Source organism: Mesorhizobium sp. M4A.F.Ca.ET.090.04.2.1, assembly GCF_003999085.1.
Classification (GTDB): domain Bacteria; phylum Pseudomonadota; class Alphaproteobacteria; order Rhizobiales; family Rhizobiaceae; genus Mesorhizobium.
The window spans coordinates 1-8,808 of record NZ_RZOT01000234.1 but is presented as its reverse complement, the minus strand read 5'-3'; the positions used below and the strand labels follow the sequence as shown (position 1 = coordinate 8,808).

11 protein-coding genes are annotated in these 8,808 nt (G+C 64.6%); 4 read left to right on the top strand and 7 right to left on the bottom strand.

Features of this window, described 5'->3' with window-relative positions:
• On the bottom strand, positions 1 to 467 hold a 467-nt coding region (locus tag EN781_RS17575; protein WP_189347645.1), incomplete at its 3' end, for an MFS transporter.
• Between the two features lie 111 nt (positions 468 to 578).
• On the opposite strand from EN781_RS17575, the gene EN781_RS17570 reads away from it, so the two are divergent.
• Entirely contained in the window at positions 579 to 1,463 is an 885-nt protein-coding gene (locus EN781_RS17570) for a helix-turn-helix transcriptional regulator (RefSeq protein ID WP_126058685.1), read from the top strand.
• Here EN781_RS17570 and EN781_RS17565 read toward each other — a convergent pair.
• The 6 genes from EN781_RS17565 to lgt form a co-directional block, all read right to left on the bottom strand.
• Positions 1,460 to 2,395 carry a ribose-phosphate pyrophosphokinase gene (locus tag EN781_RS17565; protein ID WP_126058686.1) on the bottom strand — a complete coding sequence of 312 codons (936 nt, stop codon included), beginning with the start codon at positions 2,393 to 2,395 and terminating at the stop codon, positions 1,460 to 1,462. The two genes, EN781_RS17570 and EN781_RS17565, sit on opposite strands and share 4 nt — an antisense overlap.
• 154 nt (positions 2,396 to 2,549) lie before the next feature.
• On the bottom strand, positions 2,550 to 3,158 hold the full coding sequence (locus EN781_RS17560) for a hypothetical protein (RefSeq protein WP_126058687.1): 609 nt from the start codon (positions 3,156 to 3,158) through the stop codon (positions 2,550 to 2,552).
• A 54-nt stretch (positions 3,159 to 3,212) separates the two neighbouring features.
• Positions 3,213 to 4,364 (bottom strand): Xaa-Pro peptidase family protein, encoded by a 1,152-nt coding sequence (locus EN781_RS17555; protein ID WP_126058688.1) that lies wholly within the window; start codon positions 4,362 to 4,364, stop codon positions 3,213 to 3,215.
• Positions 4,364 to 5,158, bottom strand: coding sequence for a peptidoglycan editing factor PgeF (pgeF, locus tag EN781_RS17550; protein WP_126058689.1), 795 nt, complete (start codon positions 5,156 to 5,158; stop codon positions 4,364 to 4,366). Before pgeF ends, EN781_RS17555 begins: the two co-directional genes overlap by 1 nt.
• Before the next feature lie 99 nt (positions 5,159 to 5,257).
• Positions 5,258 to 6,328 carry a class I SAM-dependent methyltransferase gene (locus EN781_RS17545; protein ID WP_126058690.1) on the bottom strand — a complete coding sequence of 357 codons (1,071 nt, stop codon included), beginning with the start codon at positions 6,326 to 6,328 and terminating at the stop codon, positions 5,258 to 5,260.
• Positions 6,325 to 7,179, bottom strand: a complete 855-nt coding sequence (lgt, locus tag EN781_RS17540) for a prolipoprotein diacylglyceryl transferase (RefSeq protein ID WP_126058691.1) — start codon at positions 7,177 to 7,179, stop codon at positions 6,325 to 6,327. Before lgt ends, EN781_RS17545 begins: the two co-directional genes overlap by 4 nt.
• A 131-nt stretch (positions 7,180 to 7,310) precedes the next feature.
• Between lgt and EN781_RS17535 the strand changes: the two genes are divergently transcribed.
• From EN781_RS17535 to EN781_RS17525, 3 genes are all read left to right on the top strand, one after another.
• Positions 7,311 to 7,613, top strand: coding sequence for an accessory factor UbiK family protein (locus tag EN781_RS17535; protein ID WP_126058692.1), 303 nt, complete (start codon positions 7,311 to 7,313; stop codon positions 7,611 to 7,613).
• A gap of 316 nt (positions 7,614 to 7,929) precedes the next feature.
• A complete protein-coding gene (locus EN781_RS17530) occupies positions 7,930 to 8,430 on the top strand; it encodes a YbjN domain-containing protein (RefSeq protein WP_126058693.1) in 501 nt (166 codons plus the stop codon).
• Between the two features lie 18 nt (positions 8,431 to 8,448).
• Entirely contained in the window at positions 8,449 to 8,808 is a 360-nt protein-coding gene (locus tag EN781_RS17525) for a tRNA-binding protein (RefSeq protein ID WP_126058694.1), read from the top strand.

The window sequence follows — 8,808 nt, the reverse complement described above, 5'->3', positions numbered from 1 at the left end:
ACCTGGAACAGCGACTGGGCGAGGCCGAAGCGGCCGCCCGACGCGAAGCGGGCGATGCGCGAGGATTCCGGATGGAAGATGGCCGAGCCGATGCCGATCAGCGAGGCGCCGATCAGCAGCAGCCAGTAGTGGCCGGCATGTGCGAGCACGACCAGTCCGATCAGCGAGGAGGCCATGCCCCAAGGCAGCGAATAGGGCATCGGCCGCTTGTCGGTGATAGCGCCGATCAGCGGCTGGAGCAGCGACGCCGTCACTTGGAAGGTGAAGGTCAAAAGCCCGATCTGCCAGAAGTCGAGGCCGTAATTGTCTTTCAAAAGCGGATAGATGGCCGACAGCAGCGACTGCATGATGTCGTTGACGCAATGGCAGAAGCTCACCGCAAGAATGACGGTGAAGGCCGTCGCTTGCGCCGAAGTGTGGCTGGCCGGCGCCGGAGTGGCGACGGCGGTGGCTGTGGTGTCGGTCAAGGCATGCTCCGTGGTCTTCCTGGCGGCGATCCGCAGGCAGCCTTATAGGATGGTTGCAAAGCGACTTCTTTCGTGGTTTGGTCCAATAGTTTCGCAAGTGGGCCATTGCCAATGCCGCATGGCAGGGAAGTCTTCAAGGGCGATGCCGCCGAACTCGGCCGGCTGCACCAGAGCCGCTGGCAGTGGCTGGAGGAGGCTGTCGGCCCAGCGGTGGCGCTGCCGACCGAATATCCCGACGGCTATCACGTGCCACTGCATCGCCACAGCCGCAGCCAGTTGCTGCATGCGCTGGTCGGCGTCGTGCTGGTGACGACGAAACACGGGCGCTGGATGGTGCCGCCCGACCACGCGATGTGGATCCCCGCCGGGATCGAGCATTCCGTCGAGATGCTGGGCGATGTCTCGATGCGTTCGGTCTATGTGATGCCGAACGCGATTGCCGGCCTGCCGGAGGGACTGCGCGTCGTCGGCATCACCGAGCTGATGCACAGCCTGATCGTGGAATCGGAAAAGCTGCCGCAAGGGGGTGAACTGGAAGGGCGCGGCGGGCTGATCATGGGCCTGTTGCTGCATGAGATCCCGAACCTGCCGGAACGGCCGCTCGGCCTGCCGTTCCCGTCGGATCCGAAACTGGCGGCGCTTTGCCGGCGCTTCGTCGCCGAACCCTCGCCGCATGCGACGATCGACGAATGGGCCAACGCCGCCGGCATGAGCCGCCGTACCTTCACCCGCGCCTTCCATCGCCAGACCGGGCTGTCGCTGTCGACATGGCGCCAGCAGGCGTGCCTGTTCGCGGCGCTGCCCAGGCTTGCCGACGGCGAGCCGATCACCAGGGTAGCGCTCGACCTCGGCTATGACAGCGTGCCGGCCTTCATCACCATGTTCAAGCGCATGCTGGGCGCCTCGCCACGCGGCTATATGCGCGGCGCGCGCGATGCCGGGGAGGGAGTGCGGCGGCTGAGCGGCCCGGCCAGACCGGAAAACGCAATGGTCTAGTCGAACAGGCTCGACACCGATTCCTCGGTCGCGGTGCGCGAGATCGCCTCGCCCATCAGGTCGGCGATCGAGATGACGCGGATGTTGGGCGCGTCGAGCACGGCTTGCGTCGGCTGGATGGAATCGGTGATCACCAGTTCCTGCAGCTTCGAGCTGCTGATGCGGGCAACCGCTCCGCCCGAAAGCACGCCGTGAGTGATGTAGGCGGTGACGCTGGTGGCGCCGTTGGCGAGCAGTGCATCGGCGGCGTTGCACAACGTGCCGCCGGAATCGACGATGTCGTCGATCAACAGGCAATCCTTGCCGGCGACCGCACCGATGATGTTCATGACTTCCGATTCGCCCGGGCGTTCACGGCGCTTGTCGACGATGGCGAGCTGCGCATCGAAGCGCTTGGCGAGCGCACGCGCCCGCACCACGCCGCCAATGTCGGGGGAGACGACGACGACATTGGCGAGCTGCTTGTATTTCGCCTTCACGTCGCGGGCCATCACCGGGACCGAGAACAGATTGTCGGTCGGGATATCGAAAAAGCCCTGGATCTGGCCGGCATGGAGATCCAGCGTCAGCACGCGGTCGACGCCGGCGCGGGTGATCATGTTGGCGACAAGCTTGGCCGAGATCGGCGTGCGGCCGGAAGCGCGGCGATCCTGTCTTGCATAGCCGAAATAAGGGATGACCGCCGTGATGCGCCGGGCCGAGGAACGCATGAAGGCGTCGATCATGATGAGCAGTTCCATCAGGTGATCGTTGGTCGGGAACGAGGTGGACTGCAGGATGAAGACATCCTCGCCGCGCACGTTCTCCTGGATCTCGACGAAGATCTCCTGATCGGCGAAGCGCCGGACGCTGGCCTTCCCCAGCGGGATGTTGAGATAGCGAGCGACCGCTTCGGCCAGCACCCTGTTGGAATTGCCCGCGAAAAGCTTCATGCACCGTTCCTGGTGAAGGATGGAGAGACCGAACAGACTCTCATGAGCCTTTTATGCGGGCTTTTAGCGGCCCGCGCCGGTATTGCAAGCCTCGTCATCGGGAATCCGTCGGCTAAGATCAAAAACGTCGCAGGCGATGAAAGCCGGCAACAGCCTAGCCGGCCTGTCCACCGAGCCACGCGGCGAACTGGTCGACCGTCTGGTCGGCGATGCCCTGCATGGTCGCTGGCGCGACGGCCGTCCAGCCATCGCCGCCCTTGACCGAGGGCGCCTTCTGCTGGCCGTTGATGCGGTGCAGCCGGTTGCCCGAGGGGTCGTAAATGTCCCAGACATAGATGACCGTGGTGTCGCTGCCTTCCGAAATTGCCGAGAAATAGCCCTTCAGCACATGCGTGGCGGTCTGGTCGGTGCTGCCGGCAAGCGTGATGCCGCGCTGCCTGGCACGCGTCTGAAGCTCGGCCGTCAGCGGCGCCGCGGCCTCCACCGAGGCGCCAACGATCGGCGCCACCTGCAACCTTGTCCTGGCGATAGCAGCGGCGCTCTGGGCCGGTGAGGCAGGGGTAGGCGACGAAGCGGCCGGGGCCGTCGTCGAGGGCGCCGGAACGGTCGTGGTTGCCGTGTTGCTCTGAGTGGCAGGCAGCGTCTGGGCCGAGGTCGCCGGCGGGGTGATGGCAGAGGGTTCCAGAACGTCCTTGGCATTGGTGCAGGCGGCCAGCGCCAATGCGGCAAGCAATGACACGGTCGTCACCTGCGATCGTCTCATCTGCCCGAAAACTCCCTGGCGAAGAACGCCCCTCGCGAACCTGCCATTATGGATTCACTGTACGATCAAGTCGAGATCATGGCGGGACAGCGGCCTCGGCTGCGATTCGGTGGTGAGGTAGGTGCGGCCAAGGGTCATCGCCGTCTCGGTTTCGGAGTCCATAATGATCATATGGGCGAACAGCGTCATGTTGGGCGCGATCGGCTCGGGATTGCCCTGATAGAACATCGGCATGTCCATCCATGACGGTGTGAAGCGGGCGCCGACCGAATAGCCGCAGGCGTTCAGCCGGTGCTTGGTCAGGTTGTGGGCTTCGAGCGTTCGGGCATGTGTGTCGAAGACGTCGCCGAAGGTGTTGCCGGGCGTCATCGCCTTCTCCACCGCCAGAAGCGCGGCGCGGGCAGCATCGAACAGCTCCTGATGGCGCTTCGAGACCCTTCCGGTCAGCGCCGTGCGCATCATCGGCGCGTGATAGTGGTGGAAGACGCCGGCCCATTCGAGTGTCAGCTGGTCGTTCTTGGTCAGCTTGCGGCGCCCGGCCTTGTAGCGACAGAGCAGCGCGTCGACGCCGGAGCCGATAATGAATTCATTGGCCGGGTAGTCGCCGCCGCCGGCAAAGACCGCGCCCTGCATGGCGGCAAGGATCAGCGCCTCGTCGCCGCCCTGCTTGATCAGCGGCAGGGCAGCATCGAGCGCGTCGTCGGACAGGCTGGCGGCCTTTTCGACCTTGGCGATCTCGGCCGGGCTCTTGAACAGACGCAGCCGTCCAACGATGCCCGATGCATCGGCGATCTGGCCGAAGGTCTGCAGTTGCTCGTCGAGGCGGCGGCCGTTGTACGCCGTCAGGCCATGGGTGTCGTATTCGACGCCGATGCGGGCGCCGAGCAGGTCGAGCTCGTTGAGCAGGTTGCGCAGGTCGATCGCCGGGTTGGCGCCGTCGCGGTCGGTCCACAGGACGATGTTGTCGATGATCGAGGTTTGGCGCGCCTGCCTGAGATCGGCCGAGCGGGTCAGCAGCACCATCGACCCGTCGGCCTTCACCACCAGGCACTGGAAGAAGCAGAAGCCGAACGTGTCGTATCCGGTCAGCCAATACATGCTCTCCTGCGCGAACAGGAGCACGGCATCGAGCTTCTTCTCCGTCATCTCGATGATGAGCCGGTCGCGCCGCGCGTCGAATTCCGATCGTTCGAAGTGCAGCGCCATTATTCTTTCTCCAAAACAATTGCCGAAACCTGGCGTCCGTAATCCGCTTCCTTGCGATGGGTGGTGCGCCGGTAGGAATAGAAAAGGTGTTCTTCAGTGTAAGTGCAGCGGCCGAGACCCTCGGCGGTGACGCCCGTCTTTCTCAGCCGGTCGACCGTATAGAGGTTGAGGTCGAACAGCGCATGGCCGGGTTTGGCCGATGGCGCGAAATAGCTGATGTTGCCGGCATCGGCGTCGACGAAACGCGAGATGAATTCGGGTCCGACCTCGTAGTTCTCCGGCCCGATCGACGGTCCGAGAACGGCAACGATACGCTCGCGGCGGGCGCCGAGGCCTTCCATCGCCGCGACCGTGTTTTCGAGCACGCCGGCGAAGGCGCCTTTCCAGCCGGCATGCGCGGCGCCGACGACGCGCGCCTCGGTGTCGGCGAACAGCACCGGCCCGCAATCGGCCGTCGAGGCGCCGACGGCTATGCCCGGCCGGTCGGTGACGATGGCGTCGGCCGTGGGACGAGGGCCGGCAAAGGGCTCCCTGGCGATGACGACATCGGGCGAGTGGACCTGATGCGCGGTCAGCAGATGGCTGGCCGGCACCCCCATCCATTCGGCGACGCGGCGGCGGTTCTCTTTGACGCGCTCCTGATCGTCATTCGAGCCGGTGCCGATGTTGAGGCCGCGATAGATGCCGTCGGAGACGCCGCCGATACGGGTGAAGTAGCCGTGGCGGATGCCCCTGGCTTTCGCCGCTTCGAGCAAGGGTGAGCGAACAGGATCCGGTTTGGTCTGATTGAGCATGGATGGGTTTGTTGTCCGCGCCGGCGATTTCGTCAAGGTGAAGTTCGGACAAGAGCCCGTTTGCGCGACCGGGTTCGCAACCCGGCCGCCCGCCTTGGCTCAAGAGACTGGACCGGCCTTAGGCAGCATTTTCAGGACCTTGAACAACTCCCCCATAGCATCAGGCCCAGCCAGCCGCTCAACGGCGTCGGAAATGGCTTGCCGCGACTTTCCATCCGCCTTGGCGCCCAGCGATCCCGCCCTTTCGAGCAGGCCCATGCCGAGCAGGAAATCGCCCTGCGTGGTCGTTTCGACATCGAGGCCGTGCGCCCGGGCGGTCGCTGCCAGGGCGGCGAAATCGACATGCGCGGTGAGGTCCGCTTCGCCCGGATTGGCCAGCACGTTGTCGTGATCATGCTTGCGCAAGGCCTGCAGCGTGTCGCCGATGCCAGGCCGGAGATGGCCGTAGTCGATGAAAAGGCCGGCGCCGCCGTGCCCCGCTATCCGCTCAGCGATCGTTCCCATCAGCGCGGCGCGGGCCGGCGCCAGTTCGACGATCGCGCCTTGCGGCGCGTCCTCGGCGTCGTCGGGCAACAGGGACGGATCGACCGAGCCTGCGCCGGCGAAGAAGCGCAGGCCATCGTCATCGTCGAGGCCGATCATCCGTTCGCGCCAGCCGGCACCGCTGCGGACGAACTGGCGGATGGGCACGGCGTCGAACAGTTCGTTGCCGACGATGAAGAGTGGCGCCTTCGGCAACGTTTCGACGGATTCGTGCCAGTCGAGTCTCACCGGCTGGCGGGTGAGCGTCCGCTGCTGGATTTCGGTCAGGCGCGGGCTTGCCTCGATCATGGCGAAGGTGGCGCCGCCTGCGAAAGCGGGATCGAGGCGCAGGAAGGTGCGCAGCAAGTCCTGCATCAGCGTGCCGCGGCCGGGGCCGATCTCGGCGACGGTGGCGGGCAGAGGCCGGCCAGCGGCCTGCCAGGCCTGGTAGAGCCAGACGGCGACCAGCTCGCCGAACATCTGGCTGATCTCCGGCGCGGTGACGAAGTCGCCCGCGGCGCCGAAAGGCTCGCGCGTGGTGTAGTAACCGTCCTCGGGGTCGAAAAGGCACAGCGCCATGTATTCGCTGACGGGGATCGGCCCCACCGTGCCGATGAGATCGATGATGCGGGTCTTCAGCCGCGTCATGCCGGTTGCGTCTGCGTCACCGGCCTGGCGGTGGCCATCGCCCAGATGCCGGCCAGCACCATGGGCGTCGACAGGATCATGCCCATGGTCAGCCAGTTGGTGCCAAGCAGATAGCCGAGCTGCTGGTCGGGCTCGCGGAAGAACTCGACGAAGATGCGCGACAGGCCATAGCCACAGATGAAGGCGCCGCCGACGAAGCGCGGCGTCTTCAGCTTCAGCCTGGAATGGGTGAGGAAGCGCAGCACGAGGAACAGCACCAGGCCCTCGAGCAGGGCTTCATAGATCTGACTCGGATGGCGCGAAAACGGTCCGCCATTGGGAAACTCCACCGCCCATGGCACGTCGGTTGGCCGGCCCCAGAGCTCGGAGTTGATGAAGTTGGCGACGCGCACGAGGCCAAGCCCGACCGGCACGCCGGCCGACACGACGTCGAACAACGTCCACGTGCGGATACCGCGCTTGAGCGAAAACAGGGTCATCGCCAGGATGACGCCGAGCAGGCCGCCGTGAAACGACATGCCGCCCTGCCAGACGGCGACGATATCCAGCGGATGCGCGATGTAGCGCGGCAGGTCGTAGAACAGCACATAGCCGGTTCGCCCGCCGACCACGACGCCGATCGCTGCCCAGACGATGAAGTCGTCCAGATCTTCCGGCTTCATCGGCAAGGCGCCGTCGGGCCACAGTCTTGCATTGGTGACCAGGCGCTTGGCGTACCACCAGGCAAAGAGGATGCCGACGATGTAGCCGACGCCGTACCAGTGCACCGCCAGCGGGCCGATCTGGACGATGACCGGATCGATGTTGGGGAAGGGCAGGGAGGTCAGCGGCAACAGAAAATATTCGCTCAACAGGGTCTCCCGGGCGCGGTCTGGTTTCGGGCGCGGACCATGCGGCAGGGTTTTGGCAGGGTCAAGGCAAGGCTGCGCTTGCATTCCGCGCCGCGCGCCACTACGTCAAATCGAGCAAGCGAGGATTTGCCATGTCGACCGGACCGAACCGCATTCTCGATGAATTCGCCAAGCTGATGACGGATGCCGCCGGCGCCGCGCAAGGCGTGCGGCGCGAGGTGGAGACGGCCTTCAAGGGCCAGGCCGAGCGAATCCTGAATACCATGGATGTAGTGCAGCGCGAGGAATTCGAGGCCGCGCGCGAGATGGCGGTGAAGGCGAGGGAGGACAACGTCCTGCTCGCCGCCCGTATTGAGGCGCTCGAGGCCAGGCTTGCCGAACTCACCGGCCAGGCCGCACCAGCGGCGGCGGCGAAGCCCAAAACAAAAAAATAATCGTTAAACTTTTCCACAAAGCACAATCCGAAAAAGCGCTTTGCCGTGAATCGCTTACCGGCATTGCATGAATCATCGCGACAGCGCCTTTCCACATGCGAATGACGCAGTGCGAAAAATTGGGCTGGTCACGCGACTCCCGATCAATAGACTGAATTTGTTGCATGATTCGAAGCAGGGATCATGCGCCGGGCGGTGGGGTTCGGTCTGGGTCTTTGCGTTTGAGAAAGTCCTGGCCGTCCGAGTTCTAGACAAGATTGTTCGTCGTGTGTGCCCCGCGGAGCGTGCGGCGCTCCCCTGAACACAGGAAGCATCCATGGAACTTCTCGAACTCGAATTCTCCCGCGAAATCCACCCGGTGGACGTCATCGAGCAGGTGGCGCACAACAATGACTGGTCGTTCGAGCGTGCCGGCGACGACGAGATTTCGATTTCGGTGGCGGGAAGCTGGACCGACTATCACGTCTCCTTCTCCTGGATGGAGGATTTCGAGGCGCTGCACCTGGCCTGCGCCTTCGACATCAAGGTGCCGGAAGCGCGCGCGCTGGAAGTGATGCGGCTCCTGTCGCTGATCAACGAACAGATGCTGTTCGGCCATTTCGACCTGTGGGAGCAGGAAGGCGCGATCATGTTCCGCCAGTCGCTGCTGCTTGCCGGTGGGGTCGAGCCGTCGAGCCAGCAGGTCGAGGTGCTGCTGTCGTCGGCGCTCGAAGCCTGCGAATGCTATTTCCAGGCGTTCCAGTTCGTGGTCTGGTCGGGAACCTCGGCCAAGGACGCGCTTGCCGGCGTCCTGTTCGAGACCTACGGCACCGCCTGAGCCGGATCAGGACCCAAGATGAGTGCGAGTGGCGCGCGCAAGCCCGAGATCAGTTTCGCCGATTTCGACCGGGTCGACATTCGCGCCGGCACCATCATCGAGGCCGAGCCATTCCCCGAGGCGCGCAAGCCGGCATTCAAGCTGAAGATCGATTTCGGTCCGGCGATCGGGGTGAAGAAGTCCTCGGCGCAGATCACGAAATACTACGCGCCGGAGACGCTTGTCGGCCGGCAGGTGTTCGCCGTGGTCAACTTTCCGCCGCGCCAGATCGGAAAGTTCATGTCGGAAGTGCTAACGCTCGGCTTTCCGGACGAGGAGGGCGCGGTCGTGCTCGGCGCCATAGAGCACAGGGTGCCGGACGGCGGGCGTCTGTTCTAG

Excerpts from the sequence above, each read along its gene's own strand:
- EN781_RS17570 (WP_126058685.1), top strand. The coding sequence starts at position 579 with ATGCCGCATGGCAGGGAAGTCTTCAAGGGCGATGCCGCCGAACTCGGC.
- pgeF (WP_126058689.1), bottom strand. The coding sequence starts at position 5,158 with ATGCTCAATCAGACCAAACCGGATCCTGTTCGCTCACCCTTGCTCGAA.
- EN781_RS17535 (WP_126058692.1), top strand. The coding sequence starts at position 7,311 with ATGTCGACCGGACCGAACCGCATTCTCGATGAATTCGCCAAGCTGATG.
- EN781_RS17555 (WP_126058688.1), bottom strand. The coding sequence starts at position 4,364 with ATGGCGCTGCACTTCGAACGATCGGAATTCGACGCGCGGCGCGACCGG.
- EN781_RS17530 (WP_126058693.1), top strand. The coding sequence starts at position 7,930 with ATGGAACTTCTCGAACTCGAATTCTCCCGCGAAATCCACCCGGTGGAC.
- EN781_RS17545 (WP_126058690.1), bottom strand. The coding sequence starts at position 6,328 with ATGACGCGGCTGAAGACCCGCATCATCGATCTCATCGGCACGGTGGGG.
- EN781_RS17560 (WP_126058687.1), bottom strand. The coding sequence starts at position 3,158 with ATGAGACGATCGCAGGTGACGACCGTGTCATTGCTTGCCGCATTGGCG.
- EN781_RS17565 (WP_126058686.1), bottom strand. The coding sequence starts at position 2,395 with ATGAAGCTTTTCGCGGGCAATTCCAACAGGGTGCTGGCCGAAGCGGTC.
- EN781_RS17525 (WP_126058694.1), top strand. The coding sequence starts at position 8,449 with ATGAGTGCGAGTGGCGCGCGCAAGCCCGAGATCAGTTTCGCCGATTTC.